This is a genomic window from Nioella sp. MMSF_3534 (assembly GCF_030732985.1).
Classification (GTDB): domain Bacteria; phylum Pseudomonadota; class Alphaproteobacteria; order Rhodobacterales; family Rhodobacteraceae; genus Nioella.
The window spans coordinates 43,402-67,811 of the sequence record NZ_JASHJX010000009.1 but is presented as its reverse complement, the minus strand read 5'-3'; the positions used below and the strand labels follow the sequence as shown (position 1 = coordinate 67,811).

General features: G+C 63.9%; 28 protein-coding genes and 1 tRNA gene. 20 read left to right on the top strand and 9 right to left on the bottom strand.

From position 1 onward, the window contains the following. Window positions 1-74 precede the first annotated feature (74 nt). The 6 genes from RBB16_RS05790 (at window position 75) to RBB16_RS05765 (ending at window position 5,665) form a co-directional block, all read left to right on the top strand. Window positions 75-938, top strand: coding sequence for an ATPase (locus tag RBB16_RS05790; protein ID WP_306045288.1), 864 nt, complete (start codon window positions 75-77; stop codon window positions 936-938). A 44-nt stretch (window positions 939-982) separates the two neighbouring features. Then, a complete protein-coding gene (gene metA / locus RBB16_RS05785; protein ID WP_306045257.1) occupies window positions 983-1,927 on the top strand; it encodes a homoserine O-succinyltransferase in 945 nt (314 codons plus the stop codon). Window positions 1,928-1,930: 3 nt separating this feature from the next. Next, entirely contained in the window at window positions 1,931-2,878 is a 948-nt protein-coding gene (locus RBB16_RS05780; protein ID WP_306045256.1) for an alpha/beta hydrolase, read from the top strand. A gap of 53 nt (window positions 2,879-2,931) precedes the next feature. Further along, entirely contained in the window at window positions 2,932-3,819 is an 888-nt protein-coding gene (ppk2, locus tag RBB16_RS05775; RefSeq protein ID WP_306045254.1) for a polyphosphate kinase 2, read from the top strand. Continuing rightward, window positions 3,812-4,429 (top strand): TetR/AcrR family transcriptional regulator, encoded by a 618-nt coding sequence (locus RBB16_RS05770; RefSeq protein ID WP_306045253.1) that lies wholly within the window; start codon window positions 3,812-3,814, stop codon window positions 4,427-4,429. Before ppk2 ends, RBB16_RS05770 begins: the two co-directional genes overlap by 8 nt. 69 nt (window positions 4,430-4,498) lie before the next feature. Beyond that, window positions 4,499-5,665 (top strand): iron-containing alcohol dehydrogenase, encoded by a 1,167-nt coding sequence (locus RBB16_RS05765; protein WP_306045252.1) that lies wholly within the window; start codon window positions 4,499-4,501, stop codon window positions 5,663-5,665. A gap of 4 nt (window positions 5,666-5,669) precedes the next feature. Here the strand turns inward: RBB16_RS05765 and RBB16_RS05760 are convergent, their stop codons facing one another. Then, window positions 5,670-7,319 (bottom strand): sulfatase-like hydrolase/transferase, encoded by a 1,650-nt coding sequence (locus tag RBB16_RS05760; RefSeq protein WP_306045251.1) that lies wholly within the window; start codon window positions 7,317-7,319, stop codon window positions 5,670-5,672. A 151-nt stretch (window positions 7,320-7,470) separates the two neighbouring features. Beyond that, on the bottom strand, window positions 7,471-8,673 hold the full coding sequence (locus RBB16_RS05755; protein WP_306045250.1) for a pyridoxal phosphate-dependent aminotransferase: 1,203 nt from the start codon (window positions 8,671-8,673) through the stop codon (window positions 7,471-7,473). A gap of 122 nt (window positions 8,674-8,795) precedes the next feature. On the opposite strand from RBB16_RS05755, the gene RBB16_RS05750 reads away from it, so the two are divergent. The 3 genes from RBB16_RS05750 to RBB16_RS05740 all read left to right on the top strand — a co-directional run bounded on the left by RBB16_RS05750 (window position 8,796) and on the right by RBB16_RS05740 (window position 10,049). Next, on the top strand, window positions 8,796-9,206 hold the full coding sequence (locus RBB16_RS05750; RefSeq protein ID WP_071690384.1) for a helix-turn-helix domain-containing protein: 411 nt from the start codon (window positions 8,796-8,798) through the stop codon (window positions 9,204-9,206). Next, window positions 9,203-9,475 carry a succinate dehydrogenase assembly factor 2 gene (locus RBB16_RS05745; RefSeq protein WP_306045249.1) on the top strand — a complete coding sequence of 91 codons (273 nt, stop codon included), beginning with the start codon at window positions 9,203-9,205 and terminating at the stop codon, window positions 9,473-9,475. The genes RBB16_RS05750 and RBB16_RS05745 overlap by 4 nt, the downstream gene beginning before the upstream one ends. A gap of 76 nt (window positions 9,476-9,551) precedes the next feature. Continuing rightward, a complete protein-coding gene (locus RBB16_RS05740; protein ID WP_071690382.1) occupies window positions 9,552-10,049 on the top strand; it encodes a MarR family winged helix-turn-helix transcriptional regulator in 498 nt (165 codons plus the stop codon). A gap of 156 nt (window positions 10,050-10,205) precedes the next feature. Here the strand turns inward: RBB16_RS05740 and RBB16_RS05735 are convergent, their stop codons facing one another. Then, complete coding sequence (locus tag RBB16_RS05735) at window positions 10,206-10,958, bottom strand: GNAT family N-acetyltransferase (RefSeq protein WP_306045248.1); 753 nt, start codon at window positions 10,956-10,958, stop codon at window positions 10,206-10,208. A gap of 146 nt (window positions 10,959-11,104) precedes the next feature. Further along, complete coding sequence (locus RBB16_RS05730; protein ID WP_306045247.1) at window positions 11,105-11,566, bottom strand: outer membrane protein assembly factor BamE; 462 nt, start codon at window positions 11,564-11,566, stop codon at window positions 11,105-11,107. 144 nt (window positions 11,567-11,710) lie between these two features. On the opposite strand from RBB16_RS05730, the gene RBB16_RS05725 reads away from it, so the two are divergent. The 8 genes from RBB16_RS05725 (at window position 11,711) to RBB16_RS05690 (ending at window position 17,324) form a co-directional block, all read left to right on the top strand. Continuing rightward, on the top strand, window positions 11,711-12,286 hold the full coding sequence (locus tag RBB16_RS05725) for a DUF177 domain-containing protein (RefSeq protein ID WP_306045246.1): 576 nt from the start codon (window positions 11,711-11,713) through the stop codon (window positions 12,284-12,286). 223 nt (window positions 12,287-12,509) lie between these two features. Then, window positions 12,510-12,716 carry a 50S ribosomal protein L32 gene (gene rpmF, locus RBB16_RS05720; protein ID WP_071690374.1) on the top strand — a complete coding sequence of 69 codons (207 nt, stop codon included), beginning with the start codon at window positions 12,510-12,512 and terminating at the stop codon, window positions 12,714-12,716. A gap of 30 nt (window positions 12,717-12,746) precedes the next feature. Beyond that, on the top strand, window positions 12,747-13,838 hold the full coding sequence (plsX, locus tag RBB16_RS05715; RefSeq protein ID WP_306045245.1) for a phosphate acyltransferase PlsX: 1,092 nt from the start codon (window positions 12,747-12,749) through the stop codon (window positions 13,836-13,838). After that, window positions 13,835-14,830: a beta-ketoacyl-ACP synthase III gene (locus tag RBB16_RS05710; protein WP_306045244.1), complete on the top strand. Its 996-nt coding sequence runs from the start codon at window positions 13,835-13,837 to the stop codon at window positions 14,828-14,830. Before plsX ends, RBB16_RS05710 begins: the two co-directional genes overlap by 4 nt. Before the next feature lie 100 nt (window positions 14,831-14,930). After that, window positions 14,931-15,233, top strand: a complete 303-nt coding sequence (gene ihfA, locus RBB16_RS05705; protein ID WP_071690371.1) for an integration host factor subunit alpha — start codon at window positions 14,931-14,933, stop codon at window positions 15,231-15,233. Window positions 15,234-15,239: 6 nt separating this feature from the next. Beyond that, window positions 15,240-16,019 (top strand): MerR family transcriptional regulator, encoded by a 780-nt coding sequence (locus RBB16_RS05700; protein ID WP_306045243.1) that lies wholly within the window; start codon window positions 15,240-15,242, stop codon window positions 16,017-16,019. A 77-nt stretch (window positions 16,020-16,096) separates the two neighbouring features. Continuing rightward, a tRNA-Pro gene (locus RBB16_RS05695) sits at window positions 16,097-16,173 on the top strand. A gap of 59 nt (window positions 16,174-16,232) precedes the next feature. Next, on the top strand, window positions 16,233-17,324 hold the full coding sequence (locus RBB16_RS05690; protein WP_306045242.1) for a 2'-deoxycytidine 5'-triphosphate deaminase: 1,092 nt from the start codon (window positions 16,233-16,235) through the stop codon (window positions 17,322-17,324). Window positions 17,325-17,335: 11 nt separating this feature from the next. On the opposite strand, the gene RBB16_RS05685 is transcribed toward RBB16_RS05690, so the two are convergent. Both RBB16_RS05685 and RBB16_RS05680 read right to left on the bottom strand, forming a co-directional pair. After that, on the bottom strand, window positions 17,336-18,535 hold the full coding sequence (locus RBB16_RS05685; protein ID WP_306045241.1) for a class I SAM-dependent methyltransferase: 1,200 nt from the start codon (window positions 18,533-18,535) through the stop codon (window positions 17,336-17,338). Beyond that, window positions 18,532-19,335, bottom strand: coding sequence for a DUF3445 domain-containing protein (locus RBB16_RS05680; RefSeq protein ID WP_306045240.1), 804 nt, complete (start codon window positions 19,333-19,335; stop codon window positions 18,532-18,534). The genes RBB16_RS05685 and RBB16_RS05680 overlap by 4 nt, the downstream gene beginning before the upstream one ends. A gap of 85 nt (window positions 19,336-19,420) precedes the next feature. On the opposite strand from RBB16_RS05680, the gene dddP reads away from it, so the two are divergent. Next, on the top strand, window positions 19,421-20,755 hold the full coding sequence (dddP, locus tag RBB16_RS05675) for a dimethylsulfonioproprionate lyase DddP (protein WP_306045239.1): 1,335 nt from the start codon (window positions 19,421-19,423) through the stop codon (window positions 20,753-20,755). On the opposite strand, the gene RBB16_RS05670 is transcribed toward dddP, so the two are convergent. Together RBB16_RS05670 and RBB16_RS05665 are read right to left on the bottom strand one after the other, a co-directional pair. After that, a complete protein-coding gene (locus RBB16_RS05670) occupies window positions 20,752-21,645 on the bottom strand; it encodes an endonuclease/exonuclease/phosphatase family protein (protein WP_306045238.1) in 894 nt (297 codons plus the stop codon). The two genes, dddP and RBB16_RS05670, sit on opposite strands and share 4 nt — an antisense overlap. A gap of 112 nt (window positions 21,646-21,757) precedes the next feature. Beyond that, entirely contained in the window at window positions 21,758-22,153 is a 396-nt protein-coding gene (locus RBB16_RS05665) for a hypothetical protein (RefSeq protein WP_306045236.1), read from the bottom strand. 176 nt (window positions 22,154-22,329) lie between these two features. Here RBB16_RS05665 and RBB16_RS05660 point away from each other — a divergent pair, with 176 nt between their 5' ends. Together RBB16_RS05660 and RBB16_RS05655 are read left to right on the top strand one after the other, a co-directional pair. After that, window positions 22,330-23,550, top strand: a complete 1,221-nt coding sequence (locus RBB16_RS05660; protein WP_306045235.1) for a bifunctional alpha/beta hydrolase/OsmC family protein — start codon at window positions 22,330-22,332, stop codon at window positions 23,548-23,550. Between the two features lie 67 nt (window positions 23,551-23,617). Continuing rightward, window positions 23,618-23,866, top strand: a complete 249-nt coding sequence (locus tag RBB16_RS05655; protein ID WP_306045234.1) for a DUF6455 family protein — start codon at window positions 23,618-23,620, stop codon at window positions 23,864-23,866. A gap of 6 nt (window positions 23,867-23,872) precedes the next feature. On the opposite strand, the gene RBB16_RS05650 is transcribed toward RBB16_RS05655, so the two are convergent. Then, the gene (locus tag RBB16_RS05650; protein ID WP_071690363.1) at window positions 23,873-24,346 is read right to left on the bottom strand and encodes an Lrp/AsnC family transcriptional regulator; all 474 of its coding nucleotides are present in this window, start codon (window positions 24,344-24,346) and stop codon (window positions 23,873-23,875) included. Window positions 24,347-24,410: the final 64 nt, after the last annotated feature.

Sequence of the window (24,410 nt, the reverse complement as noted above, 5' to 3'; positions counted from 1 at the left end):
CATGGACGCACCGGGCCTTGCGCGGTATCGAATGCGGACCTCTGCGACCCATGGGAAAGCGACGCGCCATGAGCCTGATCTACAAGACCGCCCGCGACTGGCACGCGGCCCCCGACAAGCGGGTGCTGTTCTTTGGCATGTCCGGGCTTGGCAAAACGCATCTGGCCAACCTGCTGCGGGCCGAGGGGCACTGGTTTCACTATTCCGTCGATTACCGCATCGGCACCGCCTATATGGGCGAGCATATCTCGGACAACCTCAAGCAACAGGCGATGCAGGTGCCGTTTCTGGCCGAGCTGCTGAAATCGGATTCGATCTATGTCGGATCGAACATCACCTTCGACAATCTCGCGCCGCTGTCGACCTATCTGGGCAAGCCGGGCAACCCGGATCTGGGGGGGCTCAGCTTTGCCGAATACATGCGCCGGCAGGATCTGCACCGCCGCGCCGAGATCAACGCGCTGCTCGACACGCCGCATTTCATCCGCCGCGCGCATGATCTTTACGGCTACTCGAATTTCGTCTGCGACACCGGCGGGTCGATCTGCGAAGTGGTAGAGCCGGACAATCCCCGCGACGAGGTGCTGAAGACGCTCAGCGCCCATACGCTGATGATCTGGATCGAGGGCAGCGAGGATCACACCGATGAACTGATCCGCCGCTTCGACCGCGCCCCGAAGCCGATGTATTACCAGCCCCGGATCATGCGGCAGCTGTGGGACGACTTCAAACGCGAACGCGGGGTGAGTGCCGCCGATGTGGTGCCCGACGATTTCATCCGCTTCGCCTATGCCCGCGCGATCCGCCACCGGGTGCCGCTCTATGCCGGGATGGCCCGCAATTGGGGCCTGACCGTGCAGGCCAGCGACGTGGCCACCGTGCGCGATGCCAAGGATGTGACCGATCTGGTAGGCACCGCTCTTGAGAGCCACCGCTAACCCCCCTAAATCCACCCTTTCACCGCGCAACCCGGAGCCGTCCGATGCCCATCAAACTCCCTTCGACCCTGCCCGCCTATGACGTGCTCTCGCACGAGGGCGTCATGGTCATGGACGAGGATGCGGCGGCGCGTCAGGATATCCGGCCATTGCGGATCGGGCTTCTGAACCTGATGCCCAAGAAGATCCAGACGGAAAACCAGTTCGCCCGTCTGATCGGCGCGACGCCCCTGCAGATCGAGTTCAGCCTGATCCGGATGAGCGAACATCAGGCCAAGAACACCGCCGCCGCCCACATGGAAGAGTTCTACCGCCCCTTCACCGAAGTGGAGGCAACGGGCGAGAAGTTCGACGGGCTGATCATCACCGGCGCGCCGATTGAGCATCTCGACTTCGACAAGGTCACCTATTGGCAGGAACTTGGCCGCATCTTCGACTGGACCCAGACCCATGTGCATTCCACCTTCGGCGTGTGCTGGGGCGGGATGGCGATGATCAACCATTTCCACGGGGTCAGGAAACACATCCTCGACCACAAGGCATTCGGCTGTTTTCGACACATGAACCTCGCCCCGGAAACCCCTCTTCTCAGGGGATTTTCTGACGATCTGGTGATGCCGGTCAGCCGCTGGACGGAGATGCGGCGCGATGAGATCGAGGCGGTGCCGGGGTTGAAAGTGCTGCTGCATTCGGACGAGGTCGGGCCCGCTCTGGTCGAAGATCAGGGCCATCGGGCGCTCTATGTCTTCAACCATTTCGAATATGACTCGAACACGCTGAAACAGGAATATGATCGGGATGTGGCCGAGGGCACGCCCATCAATGTGCCGGTGAATTATTACCCCGATGACGACCCGTCCAAACCGCCGCAGAACCGCTGGCGCAGCCATGCGCATCTGCTTTACGGCAACTGGATCTCGGAAATCTACGAAACCACGCCCTTCGACCTGTCCCGGATCGGGCTCGACCGCACCGACCTGAGGGGCTGACCCATGGCCCTTGCCGCGACCACTCTGGCCGCTGCCGGGGCTCTGGCGGGGCTGACCCATTGGCGCGCGGGCGTTCGGGAAGCGCGGGCCGAGGCCAGTCACCCGCCGCTAGGGCAGCTTCTGGATGTGGATGGCGTGCAGGTCCATGCCCATGCCATGGGCAGCGGTCCCGACCTTGTGCTGATCCACGGGTCTTCCGGCAACCTGCGGGATTTCTCCTACGGGATGTATGCCCTGCTGGCGGATCGCTACCGGGTGATCAGTTTCGACCGGCCCGGCCTTGGCTATTCCGACCCGATCATGCCGCACGGGGCCTCGCTGGACCAGCAGGCGGCGGTGCTGGCGGCAGCGGCGCGGATGTTGGGGGCGACGCGCCCCATCGTGATGGGGCAGAGCCTTGGTGGCGCGGTGGCGCTGGCCTGGGCGCTGAACCATCCCGATCAGATCGCCGCGCTGGTGCCGGTCTCTGCCGTGTCGCACCCCTGGACGACCGGGCTTGGCACCTACTACAGCGTGCTGTCCAGTTGGCCGGGGCGGCATCTGCTGATCCCGGCCCTGACGGCCTTTACCCCCGACAGGGTGATTGACGACCAGATCGCCGCCATCTTCGCGCCCGAGGCCCCGCCGCCCGGCTACGCCGCCCATTTCGGCCCTCGCCTGACGCTGCGCCGCGCCTCCATGCGGGCCAATGCCTTGCAAAGACGGCATCTTTTGCGGTGGATCACCGCGCAAGAACCCCGCTATGGCGAGATCGAAGTACCCACGGAAATCCTGCACGCAACCGGCGATAGCGCCGTTGGCTACCATATCCATGCAGAGCCGCTGTCCCGCGCCATTCCCGGTGCCAACCTGACCGCGATAAACAGCGCCAGCCATATGCCGCATCACACCCATCCCGATCAGGTCGCCGCCGCCATCGACCGCGCCTCGGCCCGCGCCGGATTGCACTAGGCCACCGCGCGGCCCATATTGAACCAGAGCAGAGACAAGCAAAAAGGCGAGCCATGACCGACCTGCCCTTCGATGGCGCCATCAGCCAGTTCTACAGATCCGAGGCCCCGGACGCGGTGCGCAAGGCCATCAAGGATGCGAAGAAAGACAGCGTGCTGGACCCGTCCTTTCCCTATGACGAGAGGATGGACAAGAAGGACTACGAGGATCAACTTGAGGCGTTGCAGATCGAGCTGGTGAAATGCCAGGCCTGGGTCAAGGAAAGCGGCAAGCGGGTCGCCGTGGTGTTCGAGGGGCGCGACGCGGCGGGCAAGGGCGGCTGCATCAAACGGGTGCGGGAAAATCTCAACCCCCGTGTGGCCTCGGTCGTGGCGCTGTCGAAACCCACCGACCGCGAAGCCACGCAATGGTATTTTCAGCGCTACATTCAGCATCTGCCCGCAGGTGGTGAAATCCGGCTCTTCGACCGCAGCTGGTACAATCGCGGTGTGGTGGAGCATGTCTTTGGCTTCTGCACACCCACGCAGCGGCAGAACTTCTTTGGCCAGTTGCCGGAATTCGAGGACATGCTGGTGCGCGAAGGCATCCATCTGGTGAAGATCTGGCTCAACGTGGGTCGGGCCGAACAGCTGCGCCGCTTCCTCGACCGGGAAAGCGACCCGCTGAAGCAATGGAAGCTCAGCTGGATCGACGTCGAGGGGCTGAAGAAATGGGATGCCTATAGCGCCGCGATCAGCGAAACGCTGGAACGCGGCCATTCCGACGCCGCCCCCTGGACGGTCATCCGGTCCGACGACAAGCGCCGCGCGCGGCTGGCGGTGATCCGCAAGATCCTCTCCGGCCTCGACTATGACCGCAAGGACCATGACCTCGTGGGTCAACCCGACCCGGCCATCTGCGGCGGGCCAGAAATGTGGGCGGATCGCGCAGCGCATGGGTAAACGCGGCTACCATCACGGCAATCTGCGCCAGGCTCTGGTCGATGCGGCCCTTGTGCTGATCGAGCAGAAAGGCCCGACGGGGTTTACCCTGTCCGAGGCCGCCAAGACCGCTGGCGTAACGCCCGCCGCCGTCTACCGCCATTTCGAAGGGCGCGAGGCGCTGATCGCGGAAGGCGCGCGGCAGGGGCACGAGATTTTCGCCGACCTGATGGATTATGCGTTCGAAACCGGCGGCCCCTCGGCCCTGGCTGCGTTCGAGGCCACGGGTCGCGCCTACCTGGCCTTTGCCAAGAAATATCCCGGTCATTACATGGCGATGTTCGAAAGCGGCATTCCGATGAATGCCACCCCGGGTCTGGCCAGCGCCGCCGCCCGGTCGCGCGCCATCCTCGAAAAGGCCGCTGAAGCACTGTCGCAGCATATCCCGCCGGAAAAACGCCCGCCCGCCAGCATGTTCTCCGCCCATATCTGGGCGATGAGCCACGGGGTGGTGGAGCTCTTCGCCCGTGGCAAGCCCGGCGGCAATGCCCCCTTCCCGCCCGAGGAACTGCTGGAGGCCGGGATTGGCATCTACCTGCGGGGCCTTGGGCTGATCGACCCGGATCAGTGACCGCGCGGGCTTGACGCCCCTTCCCCCGCCCATGATGGTGACGCCTGACAAACAGACAGGAGCGCCGCGATGAGCCTACTCGACCCGCAGGATTGGAGCTTTCCCGTCCCGATCGCCTATGGCCCCGGCCGCCTGAAAGAGATCGCGGGCATGTGCCGGGATGCGGGCATGTCGCGGCCCCTTGTGGTGACCGACCGGGGCAGCGCCGGGCTTCCCTTTCTGGGCGACCTCATGCGCTTGCTGTCGGAGGGCGGTCTGCACGCCGCGCTCTATGCTGAGATTTCGCCCAACCCGCGTGATGACGAGATCGCCGGTGGCAAGGCGATGTTCCGCGATGGCGGTCATGACGGGATCATCGCCATTGGCGGCGGCAGCGGTATGGATGGCGGCAAGGCCATTGCGCTGACGGCCACGAATGACATCGACCTCTGGGCGTTCGAGTTCGAGCAGACCCCGCCCGACATGACCGCCCACGCCCCCTTCCCGCCGCTGATCACCATCCCGACCACCGCCGGGACCGGGGCGGAAACGGAAAGCACGGCGATGATCACCGACACCGCCAAGGGTATGAAATGGTGCATCTGGCATGCCGATCTGAAACCGGCGCTGGCGCTGCTGGACCCGGAAATCACGCTCGGCCTGCCCCCGCATCTGACCGTCTGGACCGGGGCCGATGCGATGGTGCATGCGATCGAGGCCTACTCTGTCCCCGGCTTCCATCCGCTTTGCGACGGTCTGGCGCTGGAAGGGTTGCGGCTGGTCGCCCGCTGGCTGCCCGTTGCGGTGGCAGAACCGGGCAATCTGGAGGCACGGGGCGGCATGCTGGCCGGGTCCTGCCTGGCCGGGGTGGCCTTCCTGAAGGGGCTTGGGCTGGTTCATGCGATTTCGCACATGGTCGGCGCGGAATATGACACGCAGCACGGGTTGACCAACGCGGTGCTGCTGCCCGCCGTTCTGCGCTTCAACGCCCCCGATATTGCCGACAAGGTGCCCGTGATGGCGCAGGCCATGGGGCTGGAGGACACCGGTTTTGACGCCTTCCACGCCCATATCTGTGGGCTGCTGGACCAGATCGGCATTCCCAAAACGCTGGCCGATATCGGCGTCCCCGCCGACTGCGCCCCCCGCATCGCCGCCAAGGCCATTCAGGACAGCGCCGCCGGAACCAACCCCAGGACGCTGACGGTGGAGGAGATCGTGCCGGTGATCGAGGAGGCCGTGACCAAGGGCCGCTGACCGATCAGCCCTTGTCGGGCGGGGTGTAATCCGTCCCGGCAGGGCCGTGGTATTTCTCGACCAGTTCGGCAGGCACTTCGCTGCCGTCATAGAGAAACGGCAAAATCCCCCGCCGGAGAGACCGGCCCCGCATGGCGGCGATATCGGCGTCCGATTTCGTCACCCGCTGCGACAGGCGCAGACCCCACCCGGCCAGCAGGCCCCGCATCCGCGCGATCTGGTCCTCATGGCCGGGGTCTCGGGCGAGGTCGTTCAACTCATCGGGGTCAGTTTCCAGATCGAACAGCATCGGGCGGAACCCGCCCTCGGCATGGATGAGCTTCCAGCGCCCGTCAAACACCATGAAAAGCCGCGCATCGGCGCTGCGGCTGACCAGCGTTTCACCGAAGGGGCGGGCGGAATAGTCGTATTCGCTGATGACGAAGTCACGCCAGTCCGGTGTTTCGCCGCGCAGCCATGGCAAGAGCGAGCGGCCCTCGATGATATGGCCCGGCACCTCGCCTCCCGCGACCTCCACGAAGGTGGCGGCCAGATCGAGCGATTCCACCAGTGCGTCGCAGGTCGTGCCACGGGTGGCATCCGCCTCTGCCCGCGGGTCATAGACGATCATTGGGATCTTGACCGAGGGGTCATGGAACAGGTCCTTTTCCCCCATCCAGTGATCACCCAGATAATCGCCATGGTCCGAGGTCAGCACGATCATCGTATCATCCGCCTTCCCGGTCCGGTCGAGATAGTCGAGGATCACCCCCAACTGGTCGTCACATTGCTTGATCAGGCCCATATAGGCGGGGATGACCTTCTGGCGCACCTCGTCCCGCTGGAAGGCCTCGGCCACCTTGCCCTTCAGGAAGGCCCCGAAAACCGGGTGGACGTCACGCCATTCGTCGTCGGATCGCGTTGGCGCGGGCACGTGATTGGCGCCGTACATGTCATGGTAGGGCGCAGGCACGATATAGGGCCAATGCGGCTTGATATAGGAGACATGGGCGCACCAGGGGCCGGTCTGCGCCTCCATGAACTCGATGGTTTTCTGGGTCAGCCACGGGGTTTCACTGTCTTCCTCGCGGATATTGGCAGGGAGGTCGCAATTGTCGAACATCCAGGCAGAGGCGATCTGGCCGTCCCTGACCCCGGCATTCGCATTCTGCGACCAGGGGTTATCCCCGTCATATCCCCTTGATTTCAGGTACTCATTATAAGGCGAGCGTTTCTCGTCATAGAACCCGTCCGGCCCTTCGGCCCACAGCCCGTCATCGCGCACCCATGCGTCAAACCCGCATTCCGCCTGCCGCGCACCGATCAGGCTGTCAGGCTCCAGCCCGAGCCGCGCCATGCCCTCTGCATCCGCCTTCATGTGTGTCTTGCCAATGAGCCAGCAGTCCATCCCCACCTTGCGCAGGTGATCGCCCATGGTCTGTTCGCCCACGCGCAGGGGGTAGCCGTTCCATTGCGCCCCGTGCGAGGACGCATAGCGCCCGGTGTAAAAGCTCATCCGGCTGGCGCCACAGATGGGCGACTGGCAATAGGCATTGGTAAAACGCAGGCCCTTTGCCGCCACCCGGTCGAAATTGGGCGTGTGCAGATGCGGGTGCCCTGCGCAGCTGAGATAGTCGAACCTCAGTTGGTCATACATGATGAACAGGATGTTCAAGTCTTGGCTCCTTCGCATCCCCGTGCCCGGATCTTGCAGAAGGATATCGAGCGGCACGCCCGCCCAAAAGCCCAAATGATCACCCGTTCAAAAGACAGGCCCCGCCATGGGTCATGACGGGGCCTGATTGATGATCGCAGAGCGTGGACGCTCAGCTTAGCTCCGCGCAGAATTCCTGAATCCGGGTGCAGGCCTTTTCAAGATTCTCGTCCGAGGTCGCGTAAGACACGCGGAAATTGGGGGAAAGGCCGAAGGCCCCGCCGAACACAACGGCGACGCCCTTTTCCTCCAGCAGCGCCGTTGCGAAATCCTCGTCGGTCTCGATCACTTTGCCACCCGGCGTGGTTTTGCCCATGCAGCCCGCGATGGAGGGATAGACGTAGAACGCGCCTTCAGGCGTCGGGCAGGTGATGCCCTTGGCCGCGTTCAGCATCTCGACCACCATGTCGCGGCGGCGTTTGAAGACGGCGTTGTTGGTGGCGATGTAGTCCTGGGTGCCATTCAGCGCCTCGACCGCCGCCCATTGGCTGATCGAACAGGGGTTGGACGTCGATTGCGACTGGATCTTGCGCATCGCGCCGATCAGGCTTTCGGGCCCTGCGGCATAGCCGATCCGCCAGCCGGTCATGGCATAGGCCTTGGACACGCCGTTGCAGGTGAGCGTGCGGTCATAAAGGCCCGGTTCCACCTGCGCGGGCGTCACGAATTCGAACCCGTCATAGACCAGGTGTTCATACATGTCGTCGGTCATCACCCAGACATGCGGATGGCGCATCAGAACATCGGTCAGCGCCTTCAGCTCCTCGGCATTGTAGCCCGCACCGGTCGGGTTCGAGGGCGAGTTGAAGATGAACCACTTGGTTTTCGGCGTGATCGCGGCCTCCAGCTCCTCTGCCGTCAGTTTGTAGGCGTTTTCGGCGCGGGCCGAGGCAATCACCGGCTCGCCGCCCGCCAGCAGCACCATGTCGGGGTAGCTGACCCAATAGGGCGCGGGAATGACCACCTCATCGCCGGGATTGAGCGTTGCCATCAGCGCGTTGTAGAGGATCTGCTTGCCGCCCGTGCCGATGCTGACCTGCTTGGTCGTGTAGCTCAGCCCGTTGTCGCGTTGCAGCTTGTCGCAGATCGCCTGTTTCAGCTCCACGATGCCATCGGGGGCGGTATACTTGGTCTTGCCCGCATCAATCGCCGCTTTCGCCGCGTCACAGATGTTCTGAGGCGTGTTGAAATCGGGTTCCCCCGCGCCGAGGCCGATCACGTCCTTGCCCGCAGCCTTGAGTTCCGCCGCAAGGGTGGACACCGCGATGGTCGGCGAAGGTTTCACGCGGGCCAGCGTTTCGGACAGGAAGGTCATCTGAATTCTCCAGGGTTGCGAGGGGGCCGGTCAATCGGTCCGGTTTACATCGGCTCTTGCCCTGCTTAGGGTCGCGATGCTTAACGATCAAGGGGCCAAAATGCCCCGTGGAAGGAGATGGAATGACCGACACGACCCCAGGCCAAGCGGATTGGTTCAGCGAAGAGATCGCCACGTTCGGAGATCGGCTTGCCGGTGCGCGCGAGGCGGCGGGAGTAAGTCAGGAAGACATGGCGCGGCGATTGGGTGTGAAACTCAAGACCGTTGTGGCCTGGGAAAACGACTGGAGCGAACCGCGTGCCAACAAGCTTCAGATGGTGGCGGGGCTGCTGAACGTGTCGATCCGCTGGCTGCTGACCGGGGAAGGCAGCGGCCCCGAAGACCCCGATCTGGTGGATGTGGAAGGTGACCTCAATCAGATCATCCTCGACCTGCGACAGATCCGGCAGGAGCACGCCCGGCTTGGCGAGCAGATGGGCCGCCTTGAAAAGCGGCTGCGCAAGACCCTCTCCAAGGAAGAAGGCCGCACATGAGCACCGAGCCGCGCGAGATTCGCCTCAAGCGCCTGCATATGCGGGCCTGGCACAGGGGCACCAAGGAAATGGACCTGATCCTGGGCGGATGGGCTGACGCGCATCTGAAATCGGCCGATGACGCGGCGCTCGATCTCTTTGAACGGGTGCTGGAAGAGGAAGACCAGGATCTTTACCAGTGGATATCCGGTCAGCGCCAAGCTCCTGAATACATGTCGGAATTCGCGCGGGTTCTGGCAGATGGCGCGGCATCGAAACAAAGCTCCTGAAAAACTGGGGCGCGTTTAACTCATTATTTGGAAATATCGGCAAGTCTGCGGGGCAAGCAGATATGCGGAGATCATGATGAGTTTGCACAGCCCCCTTGGCGAAACCTCCCGGCACGGTGTCATGCCGGGATATCTGGAATCCCTGTCGCTGGTGGAACGGCTGCACAGGCTCTTGCTCGACGTCATCAAGGACGAATTCGAGCGCGTGGGGGTGCTGGACATCAACGCCGTTCAGGCGCTCCTGCTGTTCAATATCGGCGATCACGAGGTGACGGCAGGCGAGTTGAAATCGCGCGGCTATTACCAGGGGTCGAATGTCTCTTATAACCTCAAGAAACTGGTCGAGATGGGCTATATGCACCACCAGCGCTGCGAGATCGACCGCCGGTCGGTGCGGGTGCGGCTGACCGATCGCGGCCGCGAAGTGCGCGATGTGGTGACCGGGCTGTTTCGCCGCCATGCGGACACGCTTCAGGAAAAAGGTGTGCTCGGGCCCGATGGCATCGACCAGGTGAACCATTCGCTGAAGCGCATGGAACGGTTCTGGACCGACCAGATCCGCTATATCTACTGAGCTGTGCCGGGGTTTGCAGGACACTCCCGGCACCGGTTCGGGGCATATTGCGCGATTGGCATGCGCCGTTTTCGCCCCCCTGCCCTGTTGCCCGCCCGACCTGCGCCTCCCGCGCCCGGATCGCGGCCCTGCCCCTCCTCCCGCATCACGCGGTAGTCATTTCGATAGGGCGCGCAGCAAGCGGGCACGGCCTGCCGGTACTGCGCGGATTTCCAGCCCGGTGAACACATGCAGCGTATCGAGATCCGGGTCGACCACCGCATGATCGCTGACCCAGCCCCCCATCAGCAGATAGGTCCGCAACAGCGGCGGCATACCGGATTGCGCGAGCCGCGGGTCCGGGGCGGTGCCGGTCAGGGTCGGGAACTCGATCACCCGGCCCGCCTTGATCCCGGGCCGCCAGCAGTCCGGCGCGACATGACGTTGCCGCAACAGCGCGAAGGCATCGGCATAGGGCGCGGCATCGGTTCCCCGGAAGGACGAACAGCCAAACAGCATCTCGACCCCGTCGCGGTCCACCAAAGCGGTCATGGTTCCCCACGCCAGACGCAGGATGTCAGGATCGTGCTTCAGCGGATCCATGCAGAACCGGCCCATTTCGACCATCGGGCGCGCGAAACCCGCAAGACCGGAGAGCTCGTAATACTGGGCAGAGTAGCTGCGCGCGATCTCTGCACCGCTTTCCAGAAACAAAAGCCTGTAGCAGCAGACAAGCCGACCGGTCGCGCTCTCCTCTATCAGGACATGGCGACACAGCCTGTCGAACCTGTCGTGATCACGCGCAGCCCGATCCTGCCGCCCGCCCCGAAAACATCGGAATCGCAGTCTCTGGGCCGCGTGGAGATCGCCCTCGGAGCGGGCAAATCGGGCCGTGAATCGGCCCCGTGTCAGCGTCAGCGGTCGGTTCATGCGCTGAACCTCTATACTCCGGCGCCATCGGGCAGACGGCGCTTACCATTGCTCATACACTGGTACTGTGGGGGCATGACATCAAGACGACAAGCCTCAACCTGCCGAAATGATCATCGGGGGGGCGCCCATGCCTGAACAGCCGGTCAGTTGCCGTTCAGCGCTTCGGCGATGTTCACCCGACCGACGCTGCCGATCAGTTGCCGCAGGAAGGTGACTTCCTGAATGTTGGATTCGGTCACACGACGCGAAAAGCGTACGATTTCCCCGTCCTCCAGTCCAAGTTCCCGGATGTTTTCCACCGTCCCGCGACTGTCGAAGCTGATCGCCACGATATCCCGCTCCACCACTTCGGGGGCGTTGTAGGTGAAATGGCGGTGACGCGAGGCGACATAGAACCAGGTGCTTTCCGACACGACGCCGGAGGCCGCAGGGCGACCGATGGTTTCCGCCACGCTGTCACGGGTATCGACGCCGGGCAGGATCATCTCCAGGTCTTCGGCGGGCGGGATGTAGCCGTGATTTGTGTAGGTCGCCGCACAGGCGCTCACACCAAGGGCCAGAAGACCCGCGAGAATCAGCCGTCCGCCTCGAAGCTGTCTGATCATCTGCCCTGATCCTCCTGCACGCCCAATCGCACCGGGCTCTTGCAAGGCCCGGCAAAGCTTTCTATCGGCTTAACCGACCATGGCGCACAGGGCAAGTTCCGCGTAAGCTGCCCGACGCCGCGCCGCATCGAACAGGAGCAGCCGATGACCCAATCCAAGCCTGCCGAGCCCGGATACGCGCTGTCGGATCTGTCCACCAAGACCCCGACCCGGTTCGAGATCGTGCCCGATGCCCCGGCCCGCGCGGACCTGGCGGCGGATCTGGGCATTGACGGGATTCGCAAACTGCGCTTCGCCGGGGAAATCCGGGCCGACGGCAAGCGTGACTGGCGGCTCGACGGCAAGCTAGGGGCGACGGTGGTGCAGCCCTGCGTGGTGACGCTGGCCCCGGTCACGACCCGGATCGACGTGGAGGTGACGCGACGCTTCCTTGCCAGGATGCCCGATCTGGCTCTGGATGAGGATGGCGAGGCCGAGATGCCCGAGGATGACACGATCGAGCCGCTCGGGTCCCATATCGACCCCGCGACGGTCATGGCCGAGGCGCTGGCGTTGAACCTGCCTCTCTATCCCCGCGCCGACGGGGCCGAGCTCGGCTCTGTCAGCGTTGCCGAACCGGGCGTCGTGCCGCTGACCGACGAGGCCGCGAAACCCTTTGCGGCGCTTGCGGAATTGCGCGATAAGCTTGGCAAGCCGGATGCCGATGACAGCACGGATTGACGCGGGATACCGGGGTGGTGATTAGGGCTTGCATGACGGGGGAATCCGAGTATGTTCCCGGCCTCATTCGCCGCGTAGGACTGACGCGCCGTTCGGGCGCTCCCGGCCGGTCCGGACCAGCCGGAACGACGCATGCAAGGCGGATACGAGACAGAACGATTTGAAAGACGCAAGCGGGGCAAAGCTGCCACAGCCCACCCTGCAAAAACACCGAGGTTGAGACATGGCTGTCCCCCAGAATAAAGTCACCCGTTCGCGCCGGAATATGCGTCGTGCACACGATTCGCTGACCGCAGGCAATCCGAACGAGTGCCCCTCTTGCGGCGAACTCAAGCGCCCGCACCACATCTGCCCGTCCTGCGGCACCTATGCAGATCGCGAAGTGATCGCGCAGGCGGACGAGATCGACCTGGACGACGACGCAGCGTAACGCAGCGGGTTCGTCCAAGGCAGGTCCAACATGGCAGACACAGCACGAGCAAGCGACGTTTCAACGTCTGAGATCGTGCTGTCAATCGACGCCATGGGCGGGGATCGCGGGCCGTCGGCCGTTGTCGACGGCATGGCGAAATCCGCCGCCAAGAACCCAAGTCTGAGCTTCATCGTTCACGGCAACAAGTCCGAGCTGGAAAGCCTCATCGCCCGCAAGTCCGAACTTGCCGGGCGTTGTGACATTCGCCACGCCGCAGATGTCGTCACCATGGAGGACAAGCCAAGCCAGGTCATGCGGTCTGGCAAGGACACCTCCATGTGGTCGGCCATCGAATCGGTGCGCAACCGCGAGGCGACCGTGGCCATCAGCTGCGGCAATACCGGCGCGCTCATGGCCATCAGCATGGTGCGCCTGCGCAAGATCGAGGGCGTGAACCGCCCCGCCATCGCCTGCCTCTGGCCATCGCGCAATCCGCACGGGTTCAACATCATGCTTGATGTCGGGGCCGATATCCGCGCCGATGAAACCGAGCTTCTGCATTATGCCCTCATGGGGGCCTCCTATGCGCGCAACGGGCTTGGGCTTCGGCGCCCGCGGGTCGGGCTGCTGAATGTCGGCACCGAGGAATTCAAGGGCCGGGCAGAATTGAAGCTCGCCTCGCAGAATATCGCCGCGGCCGCGAATGCCGCGAATTTCGAGTATGTGGGCTTTGTCGAGGGCGGTGACATCCCGTCTGATCGGGTCGACGTGATCGTGACCGATGGCTTCACCGGCAATGTCGCCTTGAAAACCGGCGAAGGCACGGCCGGGCTGATCCGCGACTTTCTGGGCGAAGCCTTCCGCTATTCCATCCTGTCGAAACTGGCCGCCGTGCTGGCCTATACCTCGTTGCAGCGCCTGTCGCGGCGGATCGACCCGCGCCGGGTGAATGGCGGGGTCTTCCTGGGCCTGAACGGGACGGTGGTCAAATCCCATGGCTCCTCGGACGGAACCGGGGTGTCGGCGGCGATCAAACTGGCGGCAGAACTGTCGGCAGCCGGGTTCAGTGACCGTCTGGCCGCGCGTATCGCGGCATCCGAACGGGCGATTGCCCAGGTGAACGGAGGTTCCGAAGAATGACCGGAGAAACCGGCGCAAAGACCCGTCGAGCCGTCGCGGTCGGCATTGGCCACTACCTGCCCGAGCGCGTTGTCCCGAATTCCGAGTTCGAGGCCATGGTCGACACGTCCGACGAATGGATTCGCGCCCGCTCCGGCATCGAACGCCGCCACTTTGCGGACGAAGGCGAAACCACCTCCGATCTGGGCATCAAGGCCGCCCGCGCCGCGTTGGACAATGCCGGGCTGACGCCGGACGATATCGACGCCATCATCGTCGCCACATCGACCCCCGACCTGACCTTCCCCTCCGTCGCCACGATGATCCAGGCGGGCCTTGGCATGCGCCACGGCTTTGCCTTCGATGTGCAGGCGGTCTGCGCGGGCTTCATCTACGCGCTTTCGACCGCCAACGCCTATGTTCTGGCGGGCCAGGCCAAGCGCGTGCTGGTGATCGGCGCCGAAACCTTCAGCCGCATCATGGATTGGACAGACCGCACCACCTGCGTGCTGTTCGGCGATGGCGCGGGTGCGCTGATCCTGGAGGCGCGGGAAGGCGACGGGTCCAGTGCCGATCGTGGCATCCTGTCGGTCGATCTGCATTCCGACGGACAGTTCCGCGACCTGCTCTATGTGGATGGCGGCGTGTCGCGCACGCAATCCAGCGGCGTGTTGAAGATGGAAGGCAAAGAGGTCTTCCGCCACGCCGTTGAAAAGCTTGCACAAACCGCGCATACAGCGCTGGATCGCGCCGGGCTTGGGGCCGATGATGTGGACTGGATCGTCCCCCATCAGGCCAATCTGCGCATCATCACCCGCACCGCCCAGAAGATGGGTGTCGGCATGGATCGGGTCATCGTCACGGTGCAGGATCACGGCAATACCTCTGCCGCGTCGATCCCGCTGGCGCTGTCGGTGGGGGTGGCAGAGGGCCATATCAAACCGGGCGATCTGCTGGTCGCAGAGGCCATCGGCGGCGGCCTGGCCTGGGGTTCGGCGGTTCTGCGCTGGTAAGGCGGCAAGGCCCCGCTTGTAAGGTTTGCGCCCAAGCCCTTGATATTGACTTGCTATCCGTGAAGGCGCAGGATGGTGCAGCCACCCTGGGAGGACAGTCATGACCGGCAAGACCCTGACACGCATGGACCTGAGCGAAGCCGTGTTCCGAGAAGTAGGATTGTCGCGCAATGAAAGCGCCGGCCTTGTCGAGCGGGTGCTTGAACTGATGTCCGACAGCCTTGTGGACGGCGAGCAGGTCAAGATTTCCTCGTTCGGGACCTTCTCGGTCCGCTCCAAGACGGCCCGCGTCGGCCGCAACCCCAAGACCGGCGAAGAGGCCCCGATCCCGCCCCGCCGGGTGCTGACCTTCCGGCCCTCGCATCTGATGAAGGACCGGGTTGCCGCTGGCAACAAGGGGTAAGACCGCATGGCCGACAAGTCGCCTCAGGCCTTCCGCACCATCCGCGAGGTGGCCGATTGGCTGGAGGTCGAGGCCCATGCCCTGCGCTTCTGGGAAAGCAAGTTCAGCCAGATCAAGCCGGTGAAACGCGCTGGCGGGCGTCGTTACTACCGCCCCGCTGACATGCGGCTGATTGGCGGCATCAAGACGCTGCTCCACGATCAGGGCCTGACGATTCGCGGCGTCCAGAAGCTGATCCGCGAGGAAGGCGTGACCCATGTGGCTGCGCTCTCGCCGCCGCTCGACGAGGATCTGGACAGCGGCGCAGAGGATCAGGTGGTTGAGGCCATTGCCGTCGAAGACACGGCGCCGCGAACGGCCGGGTTCATAGATATCGAGGCGCTGGCGGGGGAAGATGCCCCGGCGGATGCGGAACCACTCGTTGCACAGCTGCACGAGGACCGATCCGAGCCGGAAGCGCCTGCGGAGGAGCCCCCTGCCCCTGAACCCGAGGTTATCGCCGAAGCCGCTTCGTCAGAAGCAAGCGAACCCGAACCCGAACCCGAACCCGAACCCGAACCCGAACCCGAACCGGCGGACACCGCCATCGCTGCCATGGCAAGCGCGGAGGTGGACCTGTCGGAAGAACTGGACGAGGACGCCCCACCGACCCCTCTGTCAGAGCTACGGGCGCTGATCCACGGCGCGGTCCCCTTCTCGCTTTCGCAGCAGCAGCAACTGGCCCCGATGGTCGCCCGGCTGGAAGCCTTGGCAAACCGGCTGGACGGTCGCGGACATTCGGCCTGATCTAATTTGAAGATGTGCGATTTTCCGGCCTATTCCCGCTTGCACCCCGCAGCAAAATCGCTAGAACAGCCGAACGTCGGGCTATGGCGCAGCCTGGTAGCGCGTCCGTCTGGGGGACGGAAGGTCGCAGGTTCGAGTCCTGCTAGCCCGACCAACACCTAAAACCGCTCTTGCCCATCCGGGCGGGGCGGTTTTCCGTATCAGGAGGACGCGATGCCAGCCGATCAGACCCAGCCCGGCGTTCTGCCCGATCACGCGATCCACGCCATGGCGGCGCGCGGCGAAATCCTGACCGATCTGCCCTTTGCCGATACGCAGGTGCAGCCTGCCAGTCTCGATCTGCGGCTTGGGACCGTGGCCTATCGCGTGCGCGCCTCGTTCCTGTCCGGCGAAGGGCGCAGCGTGGCGGACCGGCTGGAAGAATTCACCATGCATGAGGTCGATCTGACAAAGGGTGCGGTGCTGGAAAAGGGCTGCGTCTACGTGGTGCCGCTGATGGAATCGCTGGCGCTGCCGCCGGGAATCACCGCCGTGGCCAATGCCAAAAGCTCCACCGGGCGGCTCGACCTGCTGACCCGCGCGATCACCGATAACGGGGTGGAGTTCGACCGGATTGCGGAAGGGTACAAAGGCCCGCTTTATGCCGAGATCTGCCCGCGCAGCTTCTCGGTTCTGGTGCGTCCGGGCATGCGGCTCAATCAGATCCGGTTCCGGTCCGGTCAGGCGGTGCTGTCGGATGCCGACCTGCGCGCGCGCCATGCCGAGGCACCGCTTGTCTCGGGCAAGGCGGTCATTGACGACGGGCTTGGCTTTTCCGTCGATCTGCGCCCTGCTGCGGGAAATCTGGTGGGCTACCGCGCAAAGCCGCATACGGGGGTGATCGACCTCGATCTGATCGGCCACTATGATCCGGCGGAGTTCTGGGAAAAGATCGAAACAGACGAGGGCCGCATCATCCTCGACCCCGGTGCCTTCTATATTCTGGTCAGCCAGGAGGCGGTGACAATCCCGCCCGATTGCGCCGCCGAAATGGCCCCCTACCTGGCCATGGTGGGCGAGTTTCGGGTGCACTATGCGGGCTTCTTCGACCCCGGTTTCGGCTATGGCCCTGCAGGTGGCGCGGGCGCGCGCGGGGTGCTGGAGGTGCGCTGCCACGAAGCGCCCTTCGTGCTGGAACACGGTCAGGTCGTGGGGCGGCTGGTCTATGAGCGCATGGCGGCGCTGCCGGAGGTTTTGTACGGGTCCGATCTGGCCTCGAACTACCAGGGTCAGGGCCTGAAACTATCCAAGCATTTCAAGATGTAACGTGGCGACGTTCATCTCAGGATAGCGGAATAATAGAGCAGCCCGTAGCGCGCCAGATCCTTGGAAAACCCGTTCCAGAGAGCCGAGAACGCCACCGGGTCCAACCGCTCAGCCGCCGCGATTTCAGACAGAGATTTACGTCCGTCCACATGGCGCAGCAGGCCCACAACAGCGCCAGACACCGGGATCTCGACCTTTTCGCCGCCAAGGTTCAGGGGCAGCACCCCCTTCTTGGCAATCGCCTGCACGACCTTTGCGGCATTCCCCCCCTTGAAATGCGGCACCGATTGCGGCGTCGGCTGCGCCACGCGGCCCTCGGCTTTGCCTGCTGGAACCGCGTAGAGCACATGGGTCTTGATCGTCCCGCGCAGCTTTTCGGCGATTTCCATCCGGGTCAGCGGATCAATCCCGACCAGAAGCCCCGGATCACCGATGTAAGGCGCGGGATCATAGGCAAAAGCCTGCGGCGAGCCCACCGATTCCAGCCCGGCGGCAGTCAGCGCCTCGTGCAATTGCCGGATCGTGTAGGGCCGGTCCTGACTGTGCAAAAGCAGGTCATAAAACCCCGCATCGCCCTGTTCATGGTCGACCAGAACCGTGTTGCGCTTGAACGGGTGGCCCTCCGGCAGGCGCGCATAGATGGCCTTCGCCGCCTTCAGCCGTTCCTTGGGGCTGCCTTGCAGCAGCGCACCGAACGCCTCCTGCAGCGGGTAGACGCCGGACCGGCCATAGGGCGCATAGACCATCAGGCCGATGCCGCCATCGGGGGCCAGCGCCCCGGACAGCGCGTTGAACCCCTCCTGCGGATGGGGCAGGTGATGCAGCACACCGCAGCAGTCGATATAGTCGAACGGCCCGTATTGCGCGGCATTGAGCAGCGACCCGGTTTCAAAGCGGATGCCTGTTAGCCCGCGCACCTTGGCCCGTTCCTCGGCTACTTTCCGGGCAGAGCGTGACAGGTCCAGATAGGTGATCTCATAGGGTTTTCCGGCCGTGGTCATCACCTGCGCCAGCTGGATCAGCGCGTCACCCGTTCCACCGCCCGCCACCAGCACCCGCAGGGGCCGCGACCAGTCGCGTTTGCCTGCGAACAGGAAATGATCCAGCTCCACCGGGTGCGAAGGCGACCCGGTGATCAGACGTCTCTTTTCGTCCGCCGGGTCACGTTCCGGGTAGGGATAGGCGTTGTACTGGTCTTCGATCTGGCTCATGCGCCCTGCCCTGCGGTCTCGACAGGGTGGATGTCAAGGCCCGCGCGCTGTTCCTCGCTCAGCTTTGTCCACGGGACCACCCAGGTGTGAATGGAAAACACCACCGCGCGGGTTTCCGGCAGGCGCAAAAGGCTTTGGCGTTCGGACCGCAGGTATTCCGCCCGGCCCTGCGGCGGGTCACGCCGGTCATCCTCCCGGCGTGGCTGGTAGAGCGACGGATCGTGATACAGCAACGCATTGGCGCGCCACAGCGGCCGGTCCACATGCAGCGCATCGAACAGCCGCTGAACGCGGGCGGCCATGTTGTCCGTATACTCCTCCACCGGGACGTGAATGCGCGTCATGGGGTGGCCGATCTTCTGGGCCAGGGTCCAGCTTGCGGGAAAGCACAGGGCTGCTGCGGTCAGGATGTGCTCACCCTCGCCCCCGTTCTGGTCCAGCAGGCACAGGTCCTCCTGCACCAACCGCGCGGCCCCTATCAGAGGGTGGTCGGCCGTCACGTCAATTGTCACCCCATCAGGGCGCGTCACCACATTTCCAGCCCGCCTATACCCGTCATCCAGCCGCGACAGCACCAGCGCCAACAGCTCCTCTGCTGCTGCCATCGCTTCTGGCAAGGCACGGAATACATCTTCCCGCCGATCTGCCAGCAACCGGTCGCGCAGGGCCATCTGGGCGGCGAACGCCTCGTCCCGGACCAGCCACTCGCCCATATCGAGCGGCTGGATTCCGGGCAGCCGCCGCGTGGCGGGATGCAGCCAGGGCGCGAAGGGCAGGCTGTTTTGGCAGATTTCTTCCATTTTCGACCTCTCTCATGCCGCAAAACGGCGCGCCGCCCGGGGCGTTCGCCGCCACTCTGACGCAAAGACCTTGGGAGCTTTCGTCATGAATGAAGCCTATCGCCTGCCCGCGCGCAAGATCGACCCGACCAAGGGCGTGTCCCTGCCTGACGGCACGTTAAACGACAATGACCGGATCGAGATCGGCCCGACCCCTTTGGCCTATGCAGAATTCGAGGCGGCGGGGCTGATCCTGCCCAATCTGCCCGCCATGCGCCAGTACCGGCTGACCCGGCTGGTCGACAAGATCAACGAGCGTGGGCTTGGCGGTCTTTTGATGTTCGATCCGCTCAACATTCGCTACGCCACCGACTCAACCAACATGCAGCTGTGGAACACCCATAACCCGTTCCGCGCCTGCCTGGTCTGCGCCGATGGCTACATGGTGCTGTGGGACTACAAGAATTCGCCCTTCCTGGCCGATCACAACCCGCTGGTGCGCGAGGTTCGGTCCGGCTTTGACCTGTTCTATTTCGACCGAGGCGACAAGCTTGACCAACAGGCGCAGGCGGTGACCGGCGAGGTGGAAGAACTGATCCGCGAACATGCCGGCGGCAACAAGCGGCTGGCGGTGGACAAGATCATGCTGCACGGGCTGCGCGCATTGGAGGCGCGGGGCTTCGACGTCGTGGAAGGCGAAGAGGTTACCGAAAAGGCCCGCTCGATCAAGGGCCCGGACGAGATCCTCGCCATGCGCTGCGCGATGCTGGCCTGTGAGGCCTCGATGGCCGAGATGGAGGCCGCGACCGAACCCGGCATGACCGAAGACGACATCTGGGCGGAACTGCACAAGGCCAATATCCGGCGTGGCGGCGAGTGGATTGAAACACGACTGCTGGCCACCGGCCCGCGCACCAACCCGTGGTTCCAGGAATGCGGCCCCCGCGTGCTGCAAAATAACGAAATCCTGGCCTTCGATACCGACCTCATTGGCTGCTACGGCATCTGCTCGGACCTGTCGCGCACCTGGTGGATCGGCGATGACGACCCGCGCCCCGACATGATCCACGCCATGCGCGTGGCCTATGATCACATCATGACCAATATGGAAATGCTGAAACCCGGCGTTCACTTCAGCGAGTTGACCAAGAACACCCATGTGCTGGAACCGCAGTATCAGAAGCAGAAATACGGCTGCCTGATGCATGGTGTGGGGCTGTGCGATGAATGGCCCCTGATTGCCTATCCCGATCACGCGGTCGAGGGGGCGTTCGACTATGTGCTGGAACCGGGCATGACGCTCTGTGTCGAGGCGCTGGTCAGCCCCGAGGGCGGCGATTTCTCGATCAAGCTGGAGGATCAGGTTCTGATCACCGAAGACGGGTATGAGAACCTGACCAGCTATCCGTTCGACGAACGGCTTCTGGGCTGGCGGGACTAGGGGGCGGCAACACGCGCGACAAGGCCATAGTGGTCGGACCCGAACAGAGGGCGGCGTTCATTGCGGCCGGGCGTCGGGGCGAAGACCATGTCGATGGGAAGCGGCGCGCCGTAGGGGAAGATCGTGGGCAGCCGCTGACCCACCCTATGCGTACCCGTCGCCGCCGCGATGGAGCGCACGGAATGCCCCCAAGGCACCATGTTGAAATCGCCACCGATGATAACCGGCCCTTCCAGCGCGTCCAGTTGCGGCAACAGCCGTGCCACCTGCCGTGCCTGACCATGCGGCCAGGGCCAGTGCAAGTGGATGGACAGCGCCCAGACCGGGCCGTTCGGCCCCTCGACCCGCAGCCCCGCCATGCCGCGCCTGTCCGAACAGATGCCGTCGCCGATGGCGGGAAACCGTGACAGCACGGCCATCCCGCTCCAGGCCGAGAAGCGGCAGAATTGCTGGTGGGGATAGTCGTCTTCCAGCAGGGCCAGCAACGGGACGTTGCGATCCGAGACCTCCTGCAACATCACCAGATCGGCGCCGCTGTCGCGGATATCGGCGACCAGCGCCCGGCTGGCGACGTTCCCGGCCCAGAGGTTCTTTTGGTAGACCGTGATCCCCTGCCCGTCCGGTCCCGCCACTATCCTTGCAGCACACAGCACGATCAGGACCGATGCCGATACCCCGGCCCCGGACCAGACCAGCGCCCGCGGTCGTGCCAGAAGCAGCACCAGGACCAAGCACCCTGCCGCTGCCGGAATGCGCAGCAATGCCAGCGAATCGAGCGCCGGATGAAGCGCCCCGGCAAATCCCGCCAGCAGCAGGGCTGAGCATGCGATTGCCGCGACCCACCCCGATCCGCGAAGGATACGGCTGATCCAGTGGGCGCTTTGCTTCATCGGGCCTCCGGCATGGCGCTTGGCATGGCTGGAAAGGCATCAGGTTTTGCCCTGCCCGTCCAGCCCCGCGCCAGAATGCTGGCGATACACGCGGTAAAACGCCCGTCCGAGGTCAGTCGAGGTAGTGTTGGCACGCCTCCTCCAAGGCGCTGTTGGCCCGGTCAATCGCCCGATCCGCAGCGCCGGTGATCTGTATCGCAAGGCCCATCCGCATGTTTTCAGCCGCCAAGGCCAATGCAGCGCGGCGCCGAAAAGCCTCCACCCGGCTGATCGCGACATAGCGATTGATGGCAACCTGCAGCAACGCATCGGCGCGGGCCATGGCCGCCCGGTGTTCCCTGGGCGAGGCCCCCTCCTGCATTGCCTGTTCCACGGCCAGAGCCCGCCCCGCACAATCCGCCAGCGCCATTTCCTCCAGCGACAGCGCGGTCCCGGTCTGCGCCCGCGCAACGCCCCCGTTCAAAACAAGGAACGCGGTGGACAGGAGGAACAGGACAAACATGCGCAATCTACCGATCCCTTCCTCGATCGCGGCAAACCTATCGGACGAAGCTTTCAAGACTGTGAACAGACGGCCATGGGCGGTCACTGCGTCACACGGGCCAACACGCCCCCGTGAGGCGGGTTGCGAAACCGGCGGGGCATCGTCAGTCTTCTAGGGCACGCACCCGAAGGACGCCCCACATGCCCACTGATCGCTTCACATTTCCCGGCCATGCCGGGCACGACCTTTCTGCCCGGCTGGACATGCCGGAAGGCCCGCATCTGGCCACGGCCATCCTCGCCCATTGCTTTACATGCGGGAAAGACATTGCAGCGTCGCGCCGGATTGCAGCGCGACTGGCGGGAATGGGCATCGCGGTGTTGCGCTTCGATTTCACCGGGTTGGGGCATTCGGGCGGCGAGTTCGAGAACACTTCGTTCAGCTCCAACGTGGATGACCTTCTGGCCGCGGCCGAGGCGTTAACCGCCCGCGGCATGGCCCCTGCGATGCTGATCGGCCATTCGCTTGGCGGGGCTGCGGTGTTGAAGGCGGCGGGACGGATCGACAGCGTCAGCGCCGTGGTGACCATCGGTGCGCCCTTCGATCCCGGCCATGTCACCCAGAATTTCGGCAATGCATTGGAACGGATCGACAGCGACGGCGTGGCCGAGGTGCATCTGGGCGGGCGTCCCGTGCGCATCGGCAAGGGGTTCGTGGAGGATGTGCGGGCCGAGGCGCTCGGGCCCGCGATTGCCAGCATGAAGAAGGCGCTACTGGTGCTGCACGCCCCGCGCGACAACGTTGTGGGGATCGAGAACGCGACCGAGATCTTCCTGGCCGCGAAACATCCCAAAAGCTTCGTCACGCTCGATGATGCCGATCACCTGATCAGCCGCCCCGAGGACGCGGAATACGCCGCCGAGGTCATCACCGCATGGGCGGGGCGCTACCTGCCCTTGCGCAGCCCCGCCCCGCCCATTGGCGCGCCCGAGGGTGTGACCCGCGTGTCGGAGGCTGATCCGAAGGGCTTTCGGCAGGACGTTCAGGCGGGACTGATCCACCACGCGGTGGCGGACGAACCCATTGCCTATGGCGGCACAAATCAGGGGTTCACGCCTTACCAGTTCCTTGCTGCCGGTCTGGGCGCCTGCACCTCGATGACGATCCGCATGTATGCCCGCCGCAAGGGCTGGCCGCTCGATCATGTGTCTGTCGATGTGACACATGACAAGGTGCACGCGCAGGACGCGGGCGGGCAGGACGCGCGGATCGACCGGTTCATGCGTCGGATCACGCTTGTGGGCAGTTTGGACGACGCGCAACGCGAACGGCTGCTCGAGATCGCCGACAAATGCCCGGTCCATCGCACTTTGGAACATGGCGCGACGGTTGAGACAGAGCTTATGCCGGTCCCGGCTTGATCCAAATCAATGCATTTGCAACGAGATCCGTGCCTTCTGACCCCGAACAGGAAGACAGGAGGCCCCGATGGGCATTTTCAAGACTCTCAGCGACAGTGCCGGTCTGGTGGACGATATGGCCGACCGGTTGGATGTGGACCTGACCCATATTGGCGGTCTGGACGTGGAAAGCTCTGCCTTGGCCTATCGATCCATGGTGTTGTCCTGTACCGCTTGCAAGCAACACGAGGATTGCCGTCGCCTGCTGGACAACAACGCCAAGCTGGAGGACGCACCGTCCTATTGCCGCAACCGCGATGTGATGCACCGCGCCTGAGGGGGCTCAGGTCTCGGTCTGGATCGGCAACAGCGTGGTGGACTTGATCTCCTCCATGCTGAGCAGCGCCGTGACGTTGTGAATGCGCACCTCTGAAATCAGCGCCTGATAGAACCGGTCATAGGCCCGCGCATTGGCCACGCGCACCTTGAGAATATAGTCGATATCGCCCGCCAGCCTGTGTGCCTCCAGCACTTCAGGGCGGCTTTGCAGCGCGTGCAGGAACCGTTGCTGCCAGTCCGATTCATGTTCCGACGTGCGGATCAGCACGAAGAAACAGGCCTCCAGCCCAAGCGCCTCTGCATCCAGCAGAACCGTCTGCCTCCCTATGATCCCCGCCTCTCGCATCTTGCGGATTCGGGACCAGACAGGCGTCTTGGACGACCCGACTTTCCTGGCGATGTCATCCAGCGACTGGCTGGCATCTTCCTGCAGTGCAGCGAGGATTTTCCGATCCAACGCGTCGATTTGGGCAGACATTCGCGCCCCCTTTCCGTTCAAGAACACCGAGCAACTCAAGCAGCCCAATAGCAAACATATGTTC